19 protein-coding genes and 1 pseudogene are annotated in these 24,430 nt (G+C 54.6%); 1 reads left to right on the forward strand and 19 read right to left on the reverse strand.

From position 1 onward, the window contains the following. The 10 genes from JJQ72_RS06875 to JJQ72_RS06920 all read right to left on the reverse strand — a co-directional run. The coding region (locus JJQ72_RS06875; protein ID WP_208203190.1) for a VWA domain-containing protein at window positions 1-2,761 on the reverse strand (2,761 nt) is incomplete at its 3' end. Beyond that, window positions 2,745-4,733, reverse strand: a complete 1,989-nt coding sequence (locus tag JJQ72_RS06880; RefSeq protein ID WP_208203191.1) for a BatA domain-containing protein — start codon at window positions 4,731-4,733, stop codon at window positions 2,745-2,747. The genes JJQ72_RS06875 and JJQ72_RS06880, both read right to left, overlap by 17 nt. 90 nt (window positions 4,734-4,823) lie before the next feature. Further along, window positions 4,824-5,777: a DUF58 domain-containing protein gene (locus tag JJQ72_RS06885; RefSeq protein WP_208203192.1), complete on the reverse strand. Its 954-nt coding sequence runs from the start codon at window positions 5,775-5,777 to the stop codon at window positions 4,824-4,826. Then, a complete protein-coding gene (locus JJQ72_RS06890; protein WP_208203193.1) occupies window positions 5,774-6,763 on the reverse strand; it encodes an AAA family ATPase in 990 nt (329 codons plus the stop codon). Before JJQ72_RS06890 ends, JJQ72_RS06885 begins: the two co-directional genes overlap by 4 nt. A gap of 26 nt (window positions 6,764-6,789) precedes the next feature. Continuing rightward, a complete protein-coding gene (locus JJQ72_RS06895; RefSeq protein WP_208203194.1) occupies window positions 6,790-8,484 on the reverse strand; it encodes a coiled-coil domain-containing protein in 1,695 nt (564 codons plus the stop codon). Between the two features lie 59 nt (window positions 8,485-8,543). After that, window positions 8,544-9,494, reverse strand: a complete 951-nt coding sequence (locus JJQ72_RS06900; RefSeq protein WP_208203195.1) for an ABC transporter permease — start codon at window positions 9,492-9,494, stop codon at window positions 8,544-8,546. Further along, window positions 9,491-10,420, reverse strand: coding sequence for an ABC transporter ATP-binding protein (locus tag JJQ72_RS06905; RefSeq protein ID WP_208203196.1), 930 nt, complete (start codon window positions 10,418-10,420; stop codon window positions 9,491-9,493). The genes JJQ72_RS06900 and JJQ72_RS06905 overlap by 4 nt, the downstream gene beginning before the upstream one ends. Continuing rightward, window positions 10,421-12,775 carry a DUF7408 domain-containing protein gene (locus JJQ72_RS06910; RefSeq protein WP_243895929.1) on the reverse strand — a complete coding sequence of 785 codons (2,355 nt, stop codon included), beginning with the start codon at window positions 12,773-12,775 and terminating at the stop codon, window positions 10,421-10,423. 278 nt (window positions 12,776-13,053) lie between these two features. Beyond that, entirely contained in the window at window positions 13,054-13,947 is an 894-nt protein-coding gene (purU, locus tag JJQ72_RS06915) for a formyltetrahydrofolate deformylase (RefSeq protein ID WP_138226769.1), read from the reverse strand. Between the two features lie 195 nt (window positions 13,948-14,142). Further along, complete coding sequence (locus JJQ72_RS06920; RefSeq protein ID WP_208203197.1) at window positions 14,143-15,258, reverse strand: deoxyribonuclease IV; 1,116 nt, start codon at window positions 15,256-15,258, stop codon at window positions 14,143-14,145. A 133-nt stretch (window positions 15,259-15,391) separates the two neighbouring features. Here JJQ72_RS06920 and JJQ72_RS06925 point away from each other — a divergent pair, with 133 nt between their 5' ends. Continuing rightward, window positions 15,392-15,865, forward strand: coding sequence for a DUF2621 domain-containing protein (locus JJQ72_RS06925; RefSeq protein ID WP_138226771.1), 474 nt, complete (start codon window positions 15,392-15,394; stop codon window positions 15,863-15,865). Between the two features lie 181 nt (window positions 15,866-16,046). Here JJQ72_RS06925 and JJQ72_RS06930 read toward each other — a convergent pair whose 3' ends face one another. From JJQ72_RS06930 to JJQ72_RS06965, 9 genes and pseudogenes are all read right to left on the reverse strand, one after another. Then, window positions 16,047-18,068 (reverse strand): DUF6382 domain-containing protein, encoded by a 2,022-nt coding sequence (locus JJQ72_RS06930; protein ID WP_243895942.1) that lies wholly within the window; start codon window positions 18,066-18,068, stop codon window positions 16,047-16,049. Between the two features lie 21 nt (window positions 18,069-18,089). After that, the gene (locus JJQ72_RS06935; protein WP_208203199.1) at window positions 18,090-18,596 is read right to left on the reverse strand and encodes an A24 family peptidase; all 507 of its coding nucleotides are present in this window, start codon (window positions 18,594-18,596) and stop codon (window positions 18,090-18,092) included. Window positions 18,597-18,632: 36 nt separating this feature from the next. Next, entirely contained in the window at window positions 18,633-19,649 is a 1,017-nt protein-coding gene (locus tag JJQ72_RS06940) for a TadE/TadG family type IV pilus assembly protein (RefSeq protein WP_243895930.1), read from the reverse strand. Window positions 19,650-19,658: 9 nt separating this feature from the next. After that, window positions 19,659-21,848 (reverse strand): hypothetical protein, encoded by a 2,190-nt coding sequence (locus tag JJQ72_RS06945; RefSeq protein WP_208203316.1) that lies wholly within the window; start codon window positions 21,846-21,848, stop codon window positions 19,659-19,661. Beyond that, window positions 21,848-22,348: a pilus assembly protein gene (locus tag JJQ72_RS06950; RefSeq protein ID WP_243895956.1), complete on the reverse strand. Its 501-nt coding sequence runs from the start codon at window positions 22,346-22,348 to the stop codon at window positions 21,848-21,850. The genes JJQ72_RS06945 and JJQ72_RS06950 overlap by 1 nt, the downstream gene beginning before the upstream one ends. Before the next feature lie 33 nt (window positions 22,349-22,381). Continuing rightward, window positions 22,382-22,543, reverse strand: a pseudogene (locus JJQ72_RS20650) (TadE/TadG family type IV pilus assembly protein); the annotation flags it as partial. Beyond that, the gene (locus JJQ72_RS06955; RefSeq protein ID WP_138226776.1) at window positions 22,515-22,706 is read right to left on the reverse strand and encodes a Flp1 family type IVb pilin; all 192 of its coding nucleotides are present in this window, start codon (window positions 22,704-22,706) and stop codon (window positions 22,515-22,517) included. The gene JJQ72_RS06955 and the pseudogene JJQ72_RS20650, both read right to left, overlap by 29 nt. Window positions 22,707-22,723: 17 nt before the next feature. Further along, a complete protein-coding gene (locus tag JJQ72_RS06960; protein WP_208203201.1) occupies window positions 22,724-23,596 on the reverse strand; it encodes a type II secretion system F family protein in 873 nt (290 codons plus the stop codon). Between the two features lie 39 nt (window positions 23,597-23,635). Then, complete coding sequence (locus JJQ72_RS06965; protein ID WP_208203202.1) at window positions 23,636-24,397, reverse strand: type II secretion system F family protein; 762 nt, start codon at window positions 24,395-24,397, stop codon at window positions 23,636-23,638. Between the last annotated feature and the right edge of the window lie 33 nt (window positions 24,398-24,430).

Genomic DNA, 24,430 nt, shown 5'->3' on the forward strand with positions numbered 1-24,430 from the left:
CCCCCGGCGCGGCTGCACTGCCGCCGCGCCCCTCCGAGCCCGCATCGCTGCGCGCGGGCTCGGCGGCGGGACCGGGCGGCTTCATGCCGCCGCTCCGGCTCCCGCCGTAAAAGCTGGCTGCGCGTGCCTTGCGCGCAGCCAACCGCCCGAGGCCGGGGTCCCGCCCGGCCTCAGCGGCAGCGGCAGGCTGGCGGCGCAGCGGCCGCGCCAGCCAGGCGCCGATGGCGGCCCATGGCAGAGCCAGGCGCCGCACGGCGATATCGGCGACCCACAGAAGCAGGGCCGCCGCCAGCAGCGGGTAGCTCCAATCATGGAGCACCTGCCGCGAAACCGCTTCGCGGTCAAACACCGCGGCCGGCTCCTCCCACTTAAGCACCCGGCCTCCCGTCAGCTCGGCCAGCTGCTGGAGCGCCTCTGCCCCGCCGCCCGTGGAGATCTTGTACTCCGGCGAATACGGGACGACGAATCCCGTGCCTGCCGCTGCCTGAACAGGCGTATCCCCGCTGTCATCCGACAGCGACAGCAGAAACGCACCGGGCTTGGAGATGTCCAGCTGACCTGTATAGCGACCAGGGGCCTCTTGAACCAGCTCGACCTGCTGCTCCTGCCCCTCTTCTCCGGTAATCATCGCAGACAGCTTCTCCGGAGCGCTGCTGCCATCTGTCGTAATCTGCAAATTCACCCGGCTGCCTGCAACCTCCGTGCTCACTTCATAAGGGGATGCCTCAAATTGCGGAAACGTCCATTTCACAAGCTCGGTCAGCGTGTCTGCAAATTTCGGCCACGAGACCCACGCCTTCGACCACTTTCCGCTCAGATCACTGCTCCAGGCCACCGTTCGTCCCGACCCATATTGCCAGCGGGCCAGAATCGGGTCCGGCTCCGGGCTCGACAGCACCACCTGGGCCGTCGATTTCGGCGTCGTTGCGACATAACCAAGCAGTCCGGGAACGCCCTCCGCGAATAACGGTCCCCAGTCGCCCGCATTTTGTACAGCTGGAATAAACGGCTTATCCACGATATAGGACTTGGCCAGCATAACAGCCTCCCGGCTGAATATGGCCGGAAGCGTTGTTTCATCTTCTACGAAGTAGTAACGGCCCTTCGCAGCCTCTGCCAAGGATTGCAGCAGCACCTGATCGGAATCCATGCCGACGGCTACGGAGGACATCGTAATCTTTTCCGCCACCATCTGATCCGTCAGCTCGCTGTAGTTGCCCCCCAGCGCCGACTGTCCATCTGTCATCAGAATCAGGTGCCTGCGCTGCGTGGTAATGTCCAGCATTTGCTCAAGCGCATCGGCGACAGCGGGATAAATGTTCGTTCCCCCGCTGCTTTGGATTCCCTGGATTGCCTCCAGTACCTCCTTCTTATCTCCCAGCTCCCGGGGCTCCACAACCCACCAGGGCCTGTCGTCAAAAGCAACCACCCCCACGGTATCCTTCGCCCGCAGCAGCTCGACCGTCCGCATCGCCGATTCCTTCACCAGCTCCATCTTGGCGCCGGACATGCTGCCAGAGCGGTCAATGACCAGAATCAGGCCGAGGGACGGGATTTCCCGCTTGCCCTCCAGCTCCATGGACACAGGCAGCGCTTTTTCGATCGGGGTCTTGAAATAACCGCCCATGCCGAAGCTGTCTTCGCCGCCAACCATCATAAACCCGGTGCCAAAGCTTCGCACGGACTGCTCAATCATCTCCATCTGCCGCCCCCCGACCCGGCTGCCAGACACATTATTAAAAATAATACTGTCATAAGCCGCATACTTCGCCGCTTCCAGCGGAAGCAGCTCCGGTGGAATGACTTCGACAGCAATCATACCTGAGTCCAGTGCAGCCTTGATGTTGCCTGAGCTGCCTTCCTCTCCTTCTACAATAAGCACCCGCGGCGGTCCGTCTACCCGGGTAAAATCAGCTGCTGCATTATTGGCAGAGGATGTGTCTCCATCCATAAAAATCTCCGCCCGATACCGGTGCAGCCCTGGAGACTTGGCCAAGCCTTGTACAGCATACCGGTTCTCACCCTTGCTGACCTCAATTTTCTGCCGCCCAATCTCCCGGCTGTCCTCATAAATGCGCAGCTCACCGGAAGCATTGTACGTGCTGTTCAGCAGCACCTCCATGGAAAAAGCCTCTCCCTGATACAGCTTGTCCGGCAGCTTCAGCTCCTCAACGGATACATCTTGAATGTCCTGTCCGGGTACCGGCAGTACATCCACGGCAATCCCACGGTCCTTCAGCAGCCGGCCCATAGAGGCCATGCTGCCTACATTCTCCTCCCCGTCCGAGAGCAGCACAATTCGCGCATCTCCCTTTCCCTCAAATAAATAGGAGGCGAGCTGCAGACCAGACTCCAGGCCCGTGAACGATTCCGCCACGGAAGCATTCAGGGAAGTGCCGCTCCCCTGTGCAGACAGCTTCTGCTCGACAGCTCCTTCAAGGCCCGTCGAGACCACCGCAATACGGTCCTTTTCTCCTTTCGTCTTCATGGACTCGCCGATCCACTGCTGAAGCCTAGCGGCATCCCCCATGCTGTCAGAACGGTCAGCCACATAAACAACCTGCTTGTCTTGCAGCACCGTAAATCCGTGTAGACCGGATATAGCCAAAACAAGCAGCAGAATAATGACGGCTCTCAGCCCGAAAGCGAGCTTTTTTCGGAAGCCGCTGAGCCGGTAATCTGAACGATAAGCACGGTACAGCAGCACGGCTGCCGGAATGAGCAGCAAGAGCCACCCGGGCTCGTTAAATTGAACGCCCACGCTGATACACCCCCCATTCCAGTGCAATCACGAGTAATGCCAGCAGCGCCAGCCATGGCAGAAGCGATAACCCGGGCAGCGCAGTCGACCGGCGACCTTCTTGATCCTCCCCAGTCTCTGCTGCCGCTGCACCGCTGCCTGCAAGCTGGCTAACGGCGGGGCCGCTCCCTTCTGCCAGATTGCCTTCAAAAGGATCCGGAGCTACAGCCAGCCAGCTGCTTACCGTCTCTCCGGCCGGATTCACCTGCTCAAACCTGTACAGTCCCGGCACATCCGGAACCGTCTGAGCTGCAGATATTCCTTTATCACTCTTTAGCGCCTCTGGCGGAATATATCCACTTTCCTTTACATATCCCTCTGCCGGAAGCCACTGTGCGTTTACGGTATCCAGGGCAACCGGAATATTTACAACCGTCCCTGCGATATATCGTCCGAGGCCGGAAGCGTTATCCGAGGTGATCCACTGCAGGACGTTGCTGACCAGCACCGGGAACTCCGGTGACAGCGGAAGATCACTATCCTGAAGACGAAAATCAAAGGACAGGCGAGGATGCCCGGCTTCTGTTCCGGCATAAATGACCGGTGTACCGCCAACTTTGACAATAGGCTCTCCCCACGACGGCCGTTCCCCGGATACGGAGCCAATGTATACTCCCGACAGACTAAGATAAGCCGTGACCGGATGACGCTCAATGACGGGCTGACCCTGCGGTCTCGATGTCCCCTTTGCCCCGGTACCCAAGGTCCAGAGCGGAGTCCGGGAGATCAGCTTCTCCCACTCTCCTTGCTGCACCGTCTCTGGCATCGGGCCATCCAGCACAATAAGATCAAATTCCCCTTCCGGCACCGGCAGAGATTTGGAGGCCTGATCCTGTGCCGGATTTCCTTCGCTCTCGGCATCAACATTCACGCGAGTCACCTGAGAGCCGCCCAGCTGCAGGGCTTTCTCCAGAAAGAAGCTCCCTGGCGTCAGCAGCAGCACTCTTGTTTCTGTCCGGTCGTATCCAAAAGCGTAGGCCTCATTATCCGCTTTGTAATGATCTGCACCCGTCAGTGCAAGCCGGTAAACCTCGGCATAGGGAAGACCATCAAATGACAGTGTCTGCCTCTCCCCTTCCGAAGACGGTACCTCCCGGCTTGCAAGCAGCTTGCCGTCACCATAAAGGCTGACCTCTACCCCCTCCGGCGAACTGGCATTGCTGGTGATCACAGCCACAGCCCTGGAGGAAGCTCCCGGACCAGACGCACCGGAAATACCGAACTGCTCCACAGCGGCATTGACCGGATTTCCGCCGCTGATCTTCTCAATACCGACCGGAACCTCGAAGGCAATCTGAGCTGTATCGTCCTTCCACTGGCCATCTGTAAAAATAACAACCTCCGAGTCTCCATCCTCCCGTGTAAGTGCTGAGGCCAGAGAGAGACTTTCCCGGTAGGAGGCCTGACCGTAGTAAGGCTGTAATTGTTCAATAGCCTTCACGATGTCTTCCCGGCTGCTTTCACGCGAGAGCAGTGCTGCCGGCCTTGCACCCACGGCAACAAGCGAAATATCCCGTCCGCGTCCTTCCCGCCCTGTATATTCCACCAGCCGCTCCTTTAACAGCTCCAGCCGGGTCGAACCGCCTGAGGAGGGATCTATCTTCTTTGCAGCATCGCCGGGGGCCTCTGCGCTCATGCTGCCCGAAGTATCCGCGACAATAACAAGGTGCTGACTGCCGCCGCCGGACACCTGCAGGAAAGGCTGCATCAGCGCAAAGACCAGAAGCGCCGCCGCCAGCAGCTGCAGCCAGAGCAGCAGCCGGTTCTGAAGCTTCTGCCAGGGACGATTCGCCTCCAGGTTACGGAGCACCCGATTCCACAGCATATGGCTGGGAACCGGCGTGTCGATATATTTTCGCTTGAACAGGTACATCAGCACAATCGCCGGAAGACTTAATCCGAACCAAAGGCTGAGCCATGATTGTATCCCCACTTGCCTTCCCTCCTCCCATGTAGCAAATAAAGCAAATAACAAGTAATTCTTCAAATTCGTACATTACAATGCTGCCCTGCGGCATGCATTTCAGCTCTTGACCAGACCTGCGCCGGCCAGGATACCAAACACCGCCTCCTGCAGCGGCATATCCTCCGGAATGAGCACGTAGGACATTCCTCTTTCGGCACATACTCTGGCCAGCATCCCCTGATAGCGATCCAGCTCCTCCCGATAAGCTTCCAGCAGCCTTGACGTTACGGCGACCTCCTTGCCTCCGCCTGTCTCCACATCCACAAGGCGAAGATCCCCCGCAAAGCGCGGTTCCAGTTCCTCCCGGGACAGCACCTGCACGAGCACGACCTCCTGCCCTGCCCCTGCTAGCAGCGACAATGAACGGGACAGCTCCTCTTCGCCGCCTTCCAGCCAGCAATCCGAAAAAATCCACGTCATTCCGGGCAGACGGGGCAAAGCACCCGGTACCGATAACGCAGCGGCGAGGCTTCCGTCTCCGCCTAGAGGAGCCTGCTGAAGATGGGAGAACAGCCGGTGGGCAGCCCCTTTGCCCCGCAGCACAGGCAGCCTGGAATCCATTGATTTGCTGTAGCATGCCAGCTGCAGCCGGTCATATGAGGATAGCGCCAAATATCCGATGCTTGCGGCGAGCTGACGCGCCAGCAGCCATTTGTCGGCTGCCGCTCCGCCCTGGCTTGTGCTCGGTCCGCCTCCTGTGCCAGCTTCCGTGCCTTGAATGCCAGCCATGGAAGCCGAGCAATCCACGTAGATGCTGACCATCAGCTCCTGCTCGTCCATAAATTGTCTGACGAACGCCTTACCGGTCCGGGAATAGACGCCCCAGTCAAACCGGCGTACATCATCGCCCGGCGCATACAGCCGGTAATCCGCAAACTCCAAAGACGAGCCCAGCCTCCGCGAACGCCGCTTGCCCTGAAGGGTCCCTGCCACCCGGATTCGGGTATTCAGGCTCAGCCGCTCCAGCCGGGTCAGCCATTCCGGCGGCAGCAGATGCTTGGACCCGCTCACACCCCTTTCTCCAGCTGCTCCATAATTTCGCGGATGACGGTATCGGTCGTCACGCCCATCGCCTGGCCTTCAAAGTTCAGGAACAGACGGTGACGCAGCGCCGGCAGCGCACAGGCATTGATATCACCGGTGGACAGATGCATTCGTCCTTTGAAGAGTGCGCGCACCTTGCCGATGGCAATGATGGACTGCACGCCGCGGGGACCCGAGCCATACCGGACATATCTGCGTACTCCCTCCGTTGCTGATGCATCCTCCGGATGAGTCATCATGAGCAGCCGGACTGCATAATCCAGCACTTCATCGGCAACGAGAATTTCCTTCGCCCCTTGTTGAATATCCAGCAGCTCAGCTGCTGTCATTTGCTTCTCCACCCCGATTTCCCGGGAAGACGTTGTTCGCTTTACAATCTCCTTCAGCTCCTCCCTGCTAGGGTAGGAAACCTCAATTTTGAGCAGAAAACGGTCGAGCTGGGCCTCAGGAAGCGGATAGGTCCCTTCATTCTCCAGCGGGTTTTGGGTAGCCAGAACGAAAAAGGGTCTCGGGAGCGTATGCGTCTCACCGCCCACCGTTACCGTCTTCTCCTGCATCGCCTCCAGCAGGGCGCTTTGAGTCTTCGGTGTGGCACGGTTAATCTCATCAGCCAGCACGATGCTGCTGAACAGCGGGCCTTTTTGAAATGACATTCCCGTACTGCCCTGCTGTCCGAAGGACAGAATGTTCGTACCCGTAATGTCACTTGGCATCAGATCGGGTGTGAACTGGATTCGGGAAAAGGATAAATCCAGCGCTTTGGAGATCGTGCTGACCAGCATCGTTTTCCCAAGTCCAGGTATCCCCTCCAGCAGCGCATGACCGCCGGCGAAAATACACCACAGCATTTGCTCTACCACTTCCTCCTGCCCCACAATGACTTGACCAATCTGCTGCCGGAGTCTGGCTATTTGATCGGTCCATTCCTTCGGTTTCATCATAATCTCAGACATACTATGTCCTGCCTTTCTTGATCAGTCTACGGATTCGGATTGATTTGGGTAAAATAGTCCTCGACCAGTCCCTGCATCTGCTCGGGAAGAAGATTGCGCTCCAGTGAGCGCCGCGCCTGTACAGCGTAATCCTGATATACTTCCTCATACGGCCTTGACGTCCCTGGCATCGTTGGCGATACGCCGCCCTTTTGAATGTCTCCTCCGCCGGTTCCGTTCAGCTCTCCCTTATCATTCTGCACATTGCCGCTGCCTTCCAGGCCACGGGGAGTTGTGACCAGCTCCCGGCCTCCGCTGCTGAGTCCGGCACCTGAACCTTGGCCGCCTCTTCCACCGCCGGCGCCACCCGTTCCCTGGCCTGTGCCAGTGCCCTGTCCGCCGGCGCCTTTCTGACCAGACCCTTGGCCTTGGCCCGAGCCCTGGCCACCTGTCCCCTGCGCACCAGCTGAAGAGCCGCTATCCGAGCCGGCCCCTTCGGTCTGCTCTGAAGCTTGCCCTTCAGCGCCACTGCCTTGTGCGAGCGCTTCTGCACTGCCGCCTCGTGCCCAGGAGTCCGAAACCTGCATACCCGAAGCCGCCATCTGTTCCGCCAGCTTCAAGCCTTGGGAGGCCACTGCTGAGGCCAGCTCTGATGAAAGGGAAGAGGCCGCTTCAGCAGCATTCTTGTCCTGTGCTGCCTTGGCCAGCTCCTCCGCCAGCTCCTGCAGCGCCTGCTGCTGCTCCTCAGTCAAGCCTTTCTTCAGACTTTCTGAAGCCATTTGAAGAGCACTGGACAGCGGGTCAGCTTCTTTCTTGGCTGCTTCTTCTGCCAGCTTCTCCAGCTCCTCGGCCAGCTTATTCTTCTCTTCCTCTGACATTCTGGCCGCCTCCTGCTTCAAACGGTCCAGATCCTGCTTCAGCTGCTCCGTCTTCCCTTGCTCCAGGCTCTGGCCTGCCTGCGCCAGCCGGGGCTGCTGCTGCATCTGCTGAGCGAGCTGGGATACCTTCTTGGACAGCGCCTCTTGCTGCTTTGTCATTTTGTCCAGCTTCTCCATAGCTTGCTCCAGCTTCTCCAGCGCTTCCTCCGGCTGCTTCAGTGCTTGAAGCTGCTGCTTCAGCTCTTGAATCTGCTCCAGCAGCAGCTGCTTCTCTTCAGAGCTCTCCCCCTCATTTTGAAGTGACTCGGCAAGCTCTTCACTTTTCTGAATCTGCTCTTTCACCCACTGGCGCTGCTCTTTCGCCGCTTCGATCTTCTGGTCCATGGAATTCGGAATCAGCATCAGGATCAGCATAGCCAGCACGCCCAGGCTGCTCGCTATGATCAGCTTCTGCGGTCTGGGTACTGGCAGCCGGCTCTGAATCCTGTCCACATATTGCTGGCCATAGCCTTCCGCTTGCTGACGCTGATAGCGTACAGCTTCTGAATCCTCACGGGCGAACGACAGCGCTGTCGTCATCATATCGCTCCGTTCCACGCCTTCTGGCATGTTGTCCATGACGGCAGCGGCTTCCTTCAGGGGCACCCGCCGGAGCCAGCCCCCTGCCCCTCCGATGAGCAATCCTGCGACAGGAAGGACTGAAGCCCATATGTTCAGCGCCGGGATTGGGACAATCCGTCCCATTGCAAGCAGAATCAGCGCAAGCAGCAGGCCGGCCAACAAGCCGTACAATCCATACACTGCCGCCTTAAACGCCTGCAGCCTTCGTCTGGCAGCTTCAATGAGTCGCAAAATACTGTCCATTCCTTACGCCCCTTTCTCTGATGTGCAGACACAGCTGTACCTGTGCTTTAAATATTCATCTAGCCTTCCCGGCTAACGCTTTCAGGTGGCTGCTGCGGCTTGGGTGATTTTCTCCTCATCCAGCTGCCCCGCTTAACAGGCCGAATCTTCCGGATTGCAACCATGAGAACCAGCACAATAACGACCGAATACACGATTACAAACTCTTGCCACAGCTGGATCGGCGCTTTACTGTTCAGCGAAGAGCCTCCCCGCATCATGTAAAAAACCTCTTTGGAAAAGCTCGGCTCAAACAAGCTGATGAGCGCACCAGCAGGGTTCAGTCCCAGAATATACCCGGTCCAGGAGATCGAGTTTACGGGCGGTGCTCCATTGATCATCAGATCCCGTGAATCCAGACTCATAAAAAACAAAAAAAGCAGTCCGGTCCCGAGGAAAATAAACAATCCCGCTCCGTAGGTGACGATGATCGCAACAATCGTTCTTTTGAACAGGGTTGAGAACATGACACCAAGCGAGCCCAGCAGCAGCATAACGAATAAATAAAATAAAAATACTGAGATAAGCTGCTGGGGTGAAATTCCTCCATATAAAAACACAATACTGTACACTGGCAATGTAGATAAAACGATCAGAGCCATAAAGCTGAGTGAAGACAGCAGCTTGCTCAGCACGATCGTAGCCGAGCTCTGCTGAGTCGTCAGCAGCATGCTAAGCGTCTGCTTTTCCCGCTCGCTGCTAATGACGCCGGCGGTCAGGGCCGGTGCCATGAATGCAATCAGAACAAGCTGAGCAAAGCTTAGTACATAGAACATGGATCGGCTCATGGAAGGGTCAAAACGCTGCTGTCCGCCCTGCTCTAAATACAGAAATATATAGATAAAAGCCATGGCCACTCCGCCCAGTGCCATCACATACAAAAGGACAGACAGCATGGATTTCGGAGAGCGCATGCGAAGTCGGAATTCTTTATCCAGCACCGGATTGATTAATTTTCGGCTCCAGTTCATTCCGCAGTCCCTCCCTTCGTAATTTCAAGGAATACATCCTCCAGATTACTCTGTGCCTCCTGAAATGACACCACAGGAATTCCCCAGGAAATAACTTCCCGCAGCAGCTCGCTCTGCTGGGCATCATCACCACTAAAATGCACATGGACTCCCGTATTGTCAGTCAGCACCGAGGTCACAAACGGCTCATCCCGAAGCTTGTCGCTCAGGCCGCTCTCCGGCTCTAGTGTGCGAATGTGGATGACCTTCTTGACACGCAGGCGATTCTGGATATCCGACACCTTGCCCTGGGCCACCATCTCTCCATGCTCGATAACTCCGATCTGGTCCACCATCTCTGCCAGCTCGGGCAGGATATGCGAGGAGATAATAATCGTCTTGCCCATCAGCTTCAGCTCTTTCAATATTTCGCGCATCTCAATCCGCGCTCTCGGGTCCAGCCCTGAGGCCGGCTCATCCAGAATAAGCACCTCCGGATCATGCACCAGACACCGGGCCAGGCAAAGCCGCTGCTTCATCCCGCGTGACAGGCTGTCGACATAGGTATCTTTTTTATCGCTCAGATTGACGAGCTCCAGCAGCTGTGGAATCAGCTTTTCCCGCTCTGCACGCGGAAGCCCGTAGCTTGCTCCGTAGAAGTGAAGGTATTCTGTCGCCTTCAGCTGATCGTACACACCGAAGAAATCCGGCATATAGCCAATCCGCTTGCGCACCTCCTTGGGATACTCGGTCACCTCATAGCCCCCCACCTTGGCTGTTCCCGAGGTAGGCAGAGCCAGCGTGGCGAGAATAGACATGGTGGTTGATTTACCGGCTCCGTTCGGCCCAACAAAGCCGAATACCGTTCCTTGCTCAATGTCGAGATTGATCCCCTTCAGGGCTTCAAAGGAGCCGTATCGCTTTTTCAGATCTCTGATTTCTATCATTTATTGATTCTCCCCCTTTAAGGTCAGCTCCGGCATCTGGATCATCCCCTGGCCCTTGGATTGGATGGAGAGTCGGATTTGGTTATCTACAATGTAACGCTCTGTATTGTCCATGACGTCATACGTATTCTGATTGGCAGGAAGCACCTCCCAAGCCGCTTGCTCTGCATTCCAGATTTCCATGGTAATGTTGTTTCCCTGCTTGATTTCTTTGATTGAGAATTCATCATATCTGGCATTTGGATTGCTCAGGAGTTGAAACTCCGCCGTGATGCTTCCTTGACCCATTTCAATGCCGTGCGGATAAACAAAAAAGTTCGTGGCATTGACCTGACTTACTTGAGGAGTCAGGAAACCATACGGAATGCTGAAGGCACCTTTTTGGCTCCAGTCCAGCTCTACACTCTGGGTCCACAGATTAAGCTGGTCGCTCGGGATGAAGCTTCCTCCAACCGTATAGCTCGACAGCTCCTCGTCACTCCACCCCACAACATACGCACTGGTCGAGAAATTACCCTGCTGATACGTGTACGCGGACAACATATCCCGCTGCCGATTAAAAGAATCCCTGCCCTGGTTCGGGTATGGATAAAGCTGATACGCCAGATCAGATCCCATTAACGTGATCATGGACTTCTTGTCTGACGGAATATCTGCTGTTCCCCGGGCAGAAATATCTCCAACCTTATAGGCGGTGCCTCCCACTACGAGCACAACCTGATCCAAATCATGAAGCGTTTCATTGGTTACTTTCCCGGCGATTTCGCCGTTATCATTAATGTCGAGGGTAACCGCAAATTGTCCGGTTTGCTCAGGCGCTGCACGCCGAGCCCACATTTTAGCGAGTGACCATTGCGGCATGTCCCTTAGCTCCAGCTTCGTCTGCTCCTGCTCCACGCGGATGAAGTTTTTATTTTCTCCCAGATTAGTCACGAAGCCGCCTGATCTGCGCTGGGTTTTCACATACGTGTTCTGCGGGAATTCAACCTGGTAATCACCACTTCGAGGTGTAAATAATGCCGTGGCCGTATCTATCGTTCCTAGGCCGGCTCCATCCAGCTCCACAATATTCAGCGTGTGCGCCATTTCCTCTGTCTTGTCGGTAGAGCCTGCCATATATACTGCGGCACTTGCAATGACCGCGACCAGCGGAATGAGAAACCAGGCCCATTCCCGCTTATCCGCCTTCTTGAGGATAAAGTATAGCAGCGGTGCCGCAACGAAGGCGTAAATAATCAGCATCCAGAGCAGCACGGGGAACGATGGCATTTGAATAGAAGGAAAAAATTCCAACGTATAGCTGAGCTGGTCCATGGACGGGTTATATCCACCATTACTCATCGGCAGGTCATTCTTTAGAACCGAAGCCCAGACTGCAGCGTGTCCCGCCCAGGAACTGACGGGCTCCATGCTGACGTCGTATGCGGCATACCGAACCTTGCCCTGTCCCACATCGCGATGAGCAAACAGCGGCGCACCTGCTGTTATCGTATCAACGACCGCCCCTTCCACGACCGAACCCTTGGAAAGGGTCAGTGTGTCCGCCAGACTAAGCGGTTTTCTGCCCAGCTGTACCAGCTCCGGCAAGCTGTCAACGTCCATTGTTCCTTCCGGCTGTACCGGAGCGATGTCGAGAAACGGTGCGGAGGTCTTGGCGTAGCCTGCCCCGCCGGACAGAACCAGCGTCCCTCCGGATTGAACCCATGAAGTGATGCTCTCCTGCTGTCGCTCTGTCAGGGTATCCGAGGCAAAATTGTTCATGACCAGCACGTCCAGACCATCCAGCAGCATAGCATTTTCATAAATATCATCTGCCTGAAGTGGAGCTCTGACGATGCTGTTGCCCTTTCCGTTCAAAGTGTTCAGAAAATTCATCGTATCCGGGTCCGCGGACAGCACACCGACAATCGTGCTTGCAACGGCACTTTTGGACAAGTAGGTTTTGCTGCCGGAGATCGCAACCGGCTTTCCTTCACTGTAGGAACCCTCATAGAAGGTGATTGTATTGTTATCCTTCGTCAGAAAGACGCCGGGAATCGCAATGACGATCTCTTTCTCTGTATCTTTAGGCAGCTCCACCCGCTGAACGTATGAAGCTGCCTCTCCCATACCGTTATTGTTCTGCAGCTGGATCACGATATCGCCGGCGAGATCCTCACTGCTCTTTAGCATGATTCTTAATGGATTCCATTTCCCTTGCTTGAACACTCCCTCGTACCCTAGCTCTGTCTGCATTTCAACCTGAGGTGCCGCGTTCGCTGTGCCGCTTAGCTGCGGAACAGCCAAGCCAGCCGCCAGCAGCAAGATGGCTGTCAGCAGCAGACATCCTTTTCTTATCATGGACAATGACAACATATAATTCCCCTCTCCTTATATCTGACGACCATGGCTTCCAAGCAGTTCTTATGTATTTGAAGTTCTTGGTCTATGCCTTCTATGATGTAAGACGAATCACCGTGGCTAAAAGTTTGCTGATCCACAAAAAAACATCCCGCTCCACATGAAAAAGGAGCGGGATGTTGATCTCTGCAGCAAGTATTAGGCTGCTCCAATAGGCATATTCAATGTTTGCTTCATATAGAGCATTGGTGCTTGGTTATTCGTGGTTTTAGGCAAAAACAGGCAAAGCCCTCTTAGAATACTACCGTTTTGTTGTGATGCACTAAGATGCGGTCCTCAATATGCCACTTTACCGCTCTGGCCAGCACTACCCGCTCGATCGTCCGACCGATCCGCTTCAGCTCAGTGACCTCATCCCGGTGGCTGACACGCTGAACGTCTTGCTCGATAATCGGGCCGCCATCCAGCTCCTCGGTTACGTAGTGGGCCGTTGCGCCGATGATTTTGACGCCGCGGTTATAGGCTTGAGCATACGGCTTGCCGCCGACAAATGCGGGCAGGAACGAGTGGTGAATATTGATGATCCGGTTGCGATAATGCTGAATAAATTGCGGACTGATAATCTGCATATAGCGGGCGAGGATGATTACGTCAATATCCTCTCCGATCACGTCAAGCTGCCTTTGCTCCGCTTCCGGTTTGGTATCCGCGGTGACCGGGATATGATGGAACGGAATCCCGAATGACTCGACATACTCCTGCATGTCTGTATGATTGCTAACCACCATAGCGATGTCTGCATCCAGATCACCGGCCTGCCATTGCCATAGCAGCTCGACCAGACAATGATCCTCCTTGGAGACGAAGATCGCAAGACGCTTTTTGCGTGAAGTGTTGTTAATATTCCATTCCATGCTGAACCGCTCAGCGACTTCACGGAATGAGGTCTCCAGCTCCGGCAGCTTGTGCGCCAGCTCCGGCAAATCGAACTCGATGCGCATGAAGAACATGCCCCCGGCAGGGTCCATCGTATATTGGTCGGATTGAACGATGTTCGCTCCATGCTCATGCAGGAAGCGGGACACCGCAGCTACGATGCCGGGTCCGTCCGGGCACGCAATCAGCATGCGGGCACGGTTCTCGCGCTCAGCCGCGGACGGTGTGTTTTTGTGAATGTGAATGTCCATTGTAAATGTACTCCTTCTGATTCCTTCTAAAATGATCTTCAATCAGGCGCGGCCGCTGCTTGCAGGCTTGTCCCTAATTCCAGCAGGCGGCCGTTCTGTCTTCTTCGGCATCACTTCATGACATGGCGTGCCGCCGGTGACGCTAAGGTCAGACGTTCGATCTCCTTCTTCTAACAGCCAGCATGAGCTTAGAGCTTATTTTTCCTGTCCCGCAAGCCAGGCAACGATACGCTGATTTATTCCTTCTTCACTTACGTCCGGCAGCAGGCCTGCACCCGCAACAAGATCATACAGCCGTTCCATGGGCTCGCGGGGATCAGCCTTCTTCGCCTTGGCGTCCGACTTGAGCAAATTCCAAGTGTCCAGCACGAACGGCCGGCCTGCAATGTTCTGTCCCTCAAAGAAAGCGCCAAGCTCCTTCACCTGTGACAGAAATTCCGATCCAAAGCGTTCTTCTACATTGCCGCGGAGAAGCGCAATTTCAATCTCGTACATCGGACGCTGGGTTTTGGCATCCTTGCCGATCCACGGCGTCTCCAGAATGAATGGTCTGCCCTGAAGCCGTTCATGGTGAACTACCTTCTTGATCGCCTCGTAGCCGATCCAGCCTGTACCCAGCGGAGTATGACGGTCTTTGGCTGCACCGCGCGGATTCTTGCTGTCATTCAAGTGCACCACAGTAAGACGGTCCAGTCCGATCAGCCGGTGAAACTCGTCCAGCACACCGTCCAGGTTTTCTACAATGTCGTAGCCGGCATCATGCACGTGACAGGTATCGAGGCAGATTGCAAGTCGTTCATTGTACTTCACTTTATCAATGATCCGGGCCATTTCCTCGAAGCTTCGTCCCATCTCCGTGCCTTTGCCTGCCATCGTTTCCAGGGCGATCTTGACCTCGGTTTCATTCGTGCCCCCGAGCACCTCGTTCAGCCCTTGTGCAATCCGGTCGATCCCATAATCGGCATCCATGTCCGTATACGCACCAGGGTGAAGCACGATGTTGTTCACGCCCGCAGCCTGCGTACGGCGGATTTCTTCCTGTAAAAACGTTACCGCCAGCTCATAGGTGTTCTCCTTATAGGAGCCCAGATTGATAATGTAAGGCGCATGCACTACAATTTCATCAATACCGCTTTCCTTCATTAGAGCATTTCCTTCTTCAAGGAACATCGTATCCATGGGCTTACGCCGCGTATTCTGCGGTGCGCCGGTATATATCATAAACGAGCTGGAGCCGTATGAATTGGCCTCCGTTGCCGCTGTCAGGAGCCCCTGTCCGGAGAAGGACACGTGGGAACCGATTTTCAGCATGCTGCATCCCCCTTTTTTTTCAAACAATTATCACCTATTTTAGCCCGAAAGCTGAAATAAATCTAGAAATGCGATATAATTCTTACGAAAGCTGTCTTTTTGGAAAAGAACGTATTGAGGTGAGATTCTATATATGGTTAACCTTTCGGCATCCTTCCAGACCTTGACCACCAGCGGTCCACCGTCGTGGTTTATGTATTCAATCGCTTTTTGGGGCTGGGTCATGCTCGGCTTGATGACGGTCGGCGGATTTTTTATGTTTCGTAAATTCCTGAAGGTGCTGCCCAAGGCAGACGGCAAGTCCAAGCTCGACTGGCAGAACCATTGGGTAGAGACCAGCCGCCCCCTGTGGACGGACGAATCGAAGAGCTTTCTGGATGAATTAGTACAGCCCGTGCCCGGCCCATTCCGGGATATCGCCAAGCATTCCATTGCTGCCGAGATCGGCAAGATTGCCGTAGAGAGCGGAGCGAGGGAAGTCACACGTGATCACTGCATCAAAGGCTATATCGTCGCGACACCGCGTCGGGATTACAAATTCCTAATGAACTTTCTTCACAAAAAAGGCATCGATTATTCTCCTTACCAGCACTTAATCAATAAATAATGAAACAAGACCGCCAGCCTTCGGGCCGTGCGGTCTTTGTTATTCTGGCTTACATACAGCAGCAGTCTGTTCTGTGAAATCCTCTGTTAGGAGAAAGAGGGGGCTGATGACCGAAGCGGTATAATGTGAAAGGCATAGGGCATCGGGCATAGAGCATCGCACAGCTTCAGCAAGTCAGCTCTCAAGAGGCCCGAAACGTATACTGCCCTTCAGCAATCACAAATACATCTCCTTCTCCCAGCATATATTCCTTGTAAGCCACCATAGGCTCCCCGCGCAGAAGCGTTCCATTTCTGGAGCCGAGATCCTTGATTTTGTAGCCTTCCGGGCTCCGGGACAGCTCGACATGCGCACGAGATACACCTGCTGACGCCGCCACGTACTGGGCGACCTCACCGGAACGGCCAATAATAAAGTGAGCCTGGTCAAGCTCTACCCGTTCAGATTCCTGCCGGGAAGGCAAGGATACCTCCAGATAGGGGCGCGGGCTGCCTGTGCTATCTGCTGCATCTGACCCATATCCTGTTCGGGGCTGCAGCAGCACAGTCCCTCCGTCTTCAGAAACAGCAGCCGCAGCCGCGAACCCGGACGCGCTTACTGCCGCAGGATCTTTGCCGATCCCTCCGATGGACGATCCTTGAAAGCGCTCCTGCAGCAGCTGATCCATCGGCATCGCTTGGTTGTTTACAGCACCGTCATAAAGTGCCATAGAGCCGGCATTTCGCACATTGGCCGAATCGCGATACCCGCTCCCAGGCAAGCCTTCATCATGCGGCGACAACTGATCGTCACCATGATCTCCGTAGTCATGGCCTGAAGAAGGAGGCTTGTTCCATCTCCATTTCTCCGACCCGGGCGGGGAGTCCAGATCTGGGGTATGGCCGCTACGGTCCTTCTTTCCACCCCGCCCCGACAGCAGGCCGGTAAACCGCTCCAAAGAGAAGATATGCTTCTCTGCCTCTTTCCGGTCGAAGTGAAGCGGTCCCGACACATCCTCAGGCATTCCGGCATCCATACGATCTGACACCTTTTTCGAGAACCAGCCTTGGAGCAGGCCGAGCCTCCCTTTCCAGCCCAGAACGGCGATAGTGCCAAGAACAGCTGAAGCTGCGCTGGACAACCACATCCCTCCAGCTGATGGTGCATCCATATATACAAAGCGCCACACCACAGCGATCGCGAGTAAACCGCCCAGCAGCCAGTACACGCTGGAGGAGGTTTGCCTCGGCTCATCATCATATAGCTCATCCCAGCCTCCGCTCTCCCAAGCTTCAGTTCCGGATGCTCCGGATGCTGGTAATCCCGGCGAGCCTGTTGTCATGTTCACCTGCAGCTGCTTCACGGAATTGGCATTCCACACCGTTTGCAGAGGGCGTTCCTCTCGCCCACGCTGCGGTTGAGCTGCTCCCGGGAAAGGAGTCACAGGACTCTTTGAAGAGCTGGAGCCATTACGGATGTGTGGAATTTGCGGCGCACTGGGCATATGAGAGGCATTCAGCGGATTTGGCTCGTTTTTCACATTCGGCTTACTCCGAGTATCCGCGCCGCTCCGTAGATGCAGGGCATCCGCTGTGTGGGAAACAAGCTGCGCGACCTCTGCTTGGTGTTGAACAGCCGCATCATGTTCACCCGACCCAGCCATTAAGCCCAGCAGCAGCTTCTTCAGCCCGGCCAGCTCAAATTCTTCCTGTGAACAGGCGTGCAGGAGCGATTGAATACCATTGCCCTGCAGCTCTTTAACAAGAGCAAGCCAGCGGGTAACCAGGCTTTTAATGCTGTCAGCCAGGCTTTGCTCCGAAGCCCATACACCCGCGGTAAACGGCAGGTAGGTAAGATAGATCAGTCCGCTGTGCAGCGGCCCCTCTAGAAACATGTATTCTTCATTCAAAACGTACTGGTCTGCTTTGAGCATGTACTTCCCGCTATCCTGAAGCGCCGTGACGATCTGGAGCAGCAGGGCATAGAATTCGGTCAAAGTCAGCTTTTCGGTTCGCAGCACCTGTGACAGCATTTTTTTGCCGGAGATGTTATATTCCAGTGTTATGCTGCAGTCCATTTCCTTGAGATAGAGCGGCAAAAAGTGCGGAATGCTGACAGCCCGGATCATCCCCATCTGAACATGACTGATGTCCTTTTCATCCAGCCCCTGATCTTTTGCCAGCACCATTAGTGTCCCGGCATTCTGAACAAAATCACGTGTCATTCCGAACACGGCTGTTCCCTCCTACATTTGAGCAAAATAAGTCCAGAGCATTCCCGGCAGCACCGCCAGCATAAATGGAAAGCGCAGCTGCCCGCCTTGCTGTTTGCTGCTGAAGGCCGCTTTAAACCTCAACATTTCAGCGGCCTGAAAAACAATCCTTTTGAAGCGAAGCCGGATCTCCCGGCGCCATATCACGATGCAAAGACCAATGATGCCAGCACAGAACACGGAATAAAACACGCCCTGAATCGTAAACCATAGCCCGCACCAGGCACCAATTGCCCCGAAGAGCTTTACATCCCCTGCACCGACGGCTCCTGCCAGATACATCACGAGCACAATGCCAAAGCCTGCTGCCATGCCCTGCAGCGAAAACAATACACCCTCCACGCCGCCGGTACCGCCGTGATATCCCAACCCCAGCAATGCAGAGGGCACCGTGAGCATATTAGGAATTCTCATGTACCGCAGATCCATGACGAAAGCTGCCGCAAGAAACACAGCACATATCCAAAAAGCGATATTCATCGCACCTCGTCCTTTCTCTTTCGTTCTACCGCCGATCTAGGGCCTTTCAACCACAGTAAACATGACCTCGATCCTGTCACCGTCTGCAGTTTCAATGACAAAGGGCCAGGACCCTGGGGTTGTATTAAAGCCGACGTTCCACTCCCATTCAATGAAGCCCTGCTCATCTGCGGTTTTCCAGCCCAAGTACTTGGCTGTACTTTTTCCGGATTTGTAATACACCGACATTTGTGCGGCAGTACCCGGAGCCAGCTTGGCTCTAACCCGCGCTTGCTTGCTGGCCACAGCAGGGTTCGGCTTTTCCAGCAGCTCAATTCCACCCGATGCTCCATCTTCAGCCCCAGCATCACCTTCTGAGCCCCCCTCTCCGGTATCTCCGATCCAGAGCCGTTCCTGGGATTTGGCCTGAAGCACAATGCTTCGGTTCAAGAACGGAACCTGGATTGGAAGCTCATAGCTGACCTCAATCCCGAAATATGGATGCTTGCCGCTCTTCAAATTGGGAATGGAGACATTGGATACATGAATACGCTCATATTCCAGCAGTCCTCCCGGAATAAAAGGCCGGAGCATCGGCTTGATGACCGGATCTAGTACGGCCTCGGCGGCCTGATTCTTTAGCTGCTGTAAAGGCTCGTCTCCTGCTGCCGCGGCAGTATTCATCCAGCCCTTCACAGGCTCAGGTAAAGTAGCGCTGTACCTTGCTGCCCAGTCTTGAAGGGAGAGCTTGGGAACCTCCCAGTGCGAGCTGGAGGCATTTTCGAAAGAGGAGCCCCCTGACTCCATCTCTCCCTCTCTCTTCGCCCCGCCTGATGACTGTACTGCGATCGAGACCGGGTATATATGCGCTGCCACAGTCTTCACACTGTCCGATACCATCGTCTGCAGAGCGGTCGAAATAATGGTCATTTGAATGATATAAATTAGAAAAATGACAAAAAACATAAACAGCGGAAGCACCATTGCGGCCTCCAGCACCATGCTGCCGGCTTCACATGCAGCGTTCCGCTGTTTCATTTCCGGCGGCGTCTTCCTTACTGTCCATTTCATCATCGCTGTCTCCTAATAGGAAAAATCTGCTCGGCGAGTAATGATATATTCACTGCCCTTTACAGCATCATCACCGTGATCCATTACCGCCCCCAGAGCCTTAGTCACTCCAGGAAGAAACCATAGCTTCATTCCCAGCTCGATCTCACCCGAGGCGTAGGTTGCTCTTTCCGCCGGGTTGATGCCGGTATGAAAACGAATGAGCGCCAGCATGCGCGACATTTTCTTGTCGTTATGGCTATGTAGAAACAGAAACAATCTCAAATGATCTCTGTAGGTCATTTCAACCGGCATATATCTGGACAGCTCCACCGACCCTTTCGTGCTCAGTGCAATCATATCTTCAATGGCCTTCTCGACGCCGTACAGGATCGCCGCTGCGAGAATCAAGAGCGGGTTTCCTTTATTGCTGTTGACCACAAAGCCCTCCATCGTTCGAATGGCCAGGCGAGACGCAAAAATCTCACCGTAAGCAGCAGCAATATTGGCGTATCCGTTGTGGAAGCCGTATAGGATATACTCCACTTCCTGCTCTTTGAGATCAGGTGGCGTAAAGCCAGACAGCGTGCCGGGATCTGAAAGCCCGGACAGCTCTGTTATGTCGTAGTGCGAGAAATAGTGCACGGCGTATTCATTCTGAAACAGCTCATCCATAACGCCATCCATCAGCCCTCCCATGGCAGCGAAGGAACCATCCATCTGATCCATGGAGGCATGCCCCGCGTCATAGGGATCACTCTCCCACTCTGTCCCTCTGCGGTCTTCCTCGGCAGCCACCGCGTTAAAGGATAGGCTGTCGTCATAATAACGCTTGAGCTCCTTGAACTGAGCCTGAACCTCGCCACTCTCTTTGCCCCCATGAAGAGCCGCCATCCATCGCTCAGCCTGCTTCAGCTTTCCGCGAGCCTCTCCTTCCAGCGCTTTCCGTTCTTTGTCCGAGGAACGAAGCTGCTCTAGCTCAAGCTGCTTCTGACTCAACTTATTTCTTGTCCCGGGATCACTATATTCCTGAATGTATTCCTCCACAGATCTGCTGGCTCTACTAACGGAAGATGCTGCTGCGGAGCTTCCGAGAGAGCCTGCCAGTGCGTCCAGTTTCTGCACCACAGGCCCCCACTCATTCTTCTGACGATTGATTTCAGCTTGAAAGCTGTCTAGAAATGAATCATGATGAATCAGCTTTCCGGTCTGCTGCCGAATGGACTGAATCATGGGCGCATCTCCAGCGCTGCTGCTGTCCGTGCCTGGTACACTTTGATGAGATAGCGCATCATACCCGCTGCTGGCAGAACGGGACTCCGCTTCTTCAATGACCTGCTTCATCTCTTCATTCAGCTGCTGCGCTTTCTTAAAGTGCTCTTCCGCCTCTTGAAGCAGAGCCTCATGCCTCGATGAGGCTCCCCTGACCCCTGCAGCAAGAGTGGAAGACATGGAGGCAGTGCCCTCCAGGTATTTCCGGAGCAGGTCGGTATACAGCTTCTCATCGCTCTCCCGCGATGCATCCTCGGCTGATTTATTCATGTAATCCTGGTATTGAGATGCCGCATCGCCTGCCGTTGCAATGGCTCCTCCAAGGACTTCATCAGAGATCTGACTGCCCGGAGGCTGCAGGACTAGCCTGGATAATGGCGGCGCCTGCTGCCCTGCCTTTCTTTGCTTCTCCAGCATATCGTCCAGCTCTTTCTCCCGCTGGTCATACAGCTTGCCGAGCTTCTTCAGGACATCAAAGGTGCTCGAGGCCTCCTTCATGGATTGAGACATCGGCTTGAATTTACTTAGCATCTCCAATGTAAAATCAATAGGGGCTTTGTACTTCATATCCTCACTAATCTGGCGATTAAAGATGTCATAGGTCCCCAGCGGCCGTTGTAGCTGAAGCGCTGAGCTGTCAAGCCGTAACGGGAGCAGCGGAAATGCATCTGCACGGGGGGATGGCTTGAGGCTTTCATTTAAAGTTTTTCCCATGATCAGATCTCCGCGGGTCTCGCCAATCGCATAAAGTCCATAGTTCTGCTGAAGCTGCGGATCATAAGCTGACATGACAGAGCGCACCGCAGCATGAGCCAGACGTTCCCCTTGCACCTTCATCGCGGCAATTCTCGCATAATCAATAAACACGGCAACGAACATAAACACGACCGATAACGCGATCATCAAAAAAATAGATACCGCGCCTTCTTCTCTCCGGAAAACTCTTCTCATCACTGGAGCTCTCCCCCAAATCGTCCCAGCACCTGTGCAGCGGCTTTCGGATCCATACGGCCTCCCCCGGATTGTGCAAATCGGGAGCCATAATAGCGCATCAGCTCCACAGTCCGTATAAACTCCACCGGATCCACGATCACCGACTGAGACAAAGCTTTAAGCTCCATCCCCCCGGATAGTAAATGATCCAGCGGCTGGATGACAGATGGCCAGGACAGCTGAGTATACACCCGCCGCAGCAGCAGCTTGTTCTCATAACGCAGCTCTCCCTCCATGCCAGCCGGTACCGCCAAAGATGCCTTGGACAGCTTTACTTCGGGTAAATCAGCTTCTGAAGCCGCTCCTCCAGGCAGCTGAAGGGACACCTGACTCTCAGCTTGCCCTAACTGAAACAAGCCTGACAGCAGATGGTCATCCTTCAATCGCCAATACAGGCTGTCATACAGACCAGGTTCAACTGAGCCGCTGACTGCTTCCTTATAACTGTTGTCCCACATGAAGGAGGCACGCTCTGACACGGCGGAAGACGCTTGAGTGAGAAAGGATTTCTGATACAGATACAGGCATAGGAATAACAGCATAGCTACGACGAGGAACACGATTGGAAGAACGAGAGAAGCTTCAATTGTAAACTGTCCCCTGTCATCCCTCCACAACGATCGACTACTTAAGAAACTCTTCAGTTTTCTCATTTACATTGTCAAAAAGATTGTTTACCAAGATCGTGATCTGTTCTTTAAATATCAGAGCAATGACCAGGATCACCACAATAATCAAAATTACCTCCAGCGTTCCCAGCCCCTCCTCATCCTTCCAAAAGCGTCTTACCGGATTCATAATTGTAGATAATTTCATAACTTATCCATTCCCTTCTAGATATTTATCATCATTAATGCCGGAGCTCCGATCAAGACCAGAACTACCATGAAAATAACAACCATCGGAAACACCAGCTTGGAGGAGGCCTGCTCCCCTCTTGTGCGGGCAATAGCTTTTCTTTTCTCCCACAGCACTCGCGATAGATCCCGCAGGGCTAATACAAAGTCGCTTCCACCCCTTTTGAAATAAAGAAGCACTGTGGTCGTAAACACGGAAATCTCCTGCACCGCGCAGCGCCTGCTGAATTGCTCAAATGCCTCCTGAAAGGAATGACCGCCTTCCCACTCGGAAACCATCATCCTCAGCTCCATATAGAGCGGATGCGTATCGTTGTCTGAACGATGACAGCAGTGCAGCAAAGCCTTTTGCACGGTTTCACCTGCCCCGACGAGCAGGACCAGCTTGTTGAGCAGCTCTGGAAGCTCCATTACAATATCCTGCTCCCGCATGATCACCCTGCGCTCCAGATCACGCAGCATGGATATCGGCAGCAGACCTCCGAGCAGCACGCCCGCGATCATCCCTATACCCTCTCCGGTTAGTAGAGCTATGGAGCTGCCTGCGATCAGCGCAGCCCATCCATATGACATAGCCTCTGCGAGAACCAGCAATGTCTTCTCTCTGCTTAAACGCAGGCCGTGCAGCTTCTGTACGGAACGTTCAGTCCGATAATACAGCGTAGGTGCACGCTGCAAAAGAGAAGTGCGTTCCAGCAGGTGCAATCCCGGTGCAAGCCATTTCTGCAGCTTCAGTCCACTCACCGGAATCCGGCTCCAGAGCCGGTACCGCGCATGGTGACGGTAATAAAGCCCCAGCCAGGCTCCTGCCAGCAATATCAGCAGTACCGCCGCACCAAATGTCAGCATTTCCTTCATCACCTCAGCATCTGAAGTATCCCGCTGTCTCTAGACGCGAATATCCATCATTCTTGAAATCCACCAGCAGCAGCCGGCAAGCGCACTCAGAGCCAGCGTTGAAATCACAATACCAGCGCCGCTATTATGCATAGGCTGCATATAATCACCTGCCGTGAAATTCATAAATAACAGGAGCAGGAACGGTGCAGCCATCATCGCTTTGGATTCAAATTTCTTCTGTGCCACCATCACGGCAATTTCCTGCTGGATATCCAGCTTCTCTCCAATGACGGAGGAGGTCCGGCGGATCACCTCTACCAAATCTCCGCCTGTTCTTTTGCAGGTGACAAAAACATCGGCGAAGCTGGATATATCATCAAGTCCTGCCCGGACCGCAAAATCCTGTAACGCTGCCTCCACAGGTTCGCCGATCTCAAGCCTGGCTGTGATGACCCGAAGCTCAAACATCATGTCATTCTCCTGTCCCGGATAAAGCAGCCTCAAATCCTCAGTCGCATCCTTAAAGCCATTCTCGACAGAACGTCCCGCAGACAGAGAGGACGAGAGGGAATACAACGCCTGCTTGAAATGAAGATTCAGCGCCGATCTTTGTCGCTGAAGCAGATGCTGCCGCCAAAACCGCGGCAGCAGCAAGCCTGCCGGGGCCACCAGCAGCGACAGCAGCGGGTTCTGATAGAACAAATGGCCCGCTATGAAGCAAAGAACACAGCCGATGATGGCGAAGCTGATCCGCTGCTTTGATGAGAGCGTGTACTGCTTGTAATCCCTGAGCTGTATCTGTCTTTGCATAGTCCTCCTCCCTTCCCTTCTTGGCAGTAAAAT

It is taken from the genome of Paenibacillus sp. F411, from assembly GCF_017582705.1.
Classification (GTDB): domain Bacteria; phylum Bacillota; class Bacilli; order Paenibacillales; family Paenibacillaceae; genus Paenibacillus_AQ; species Paenibacillus_AQ algicola.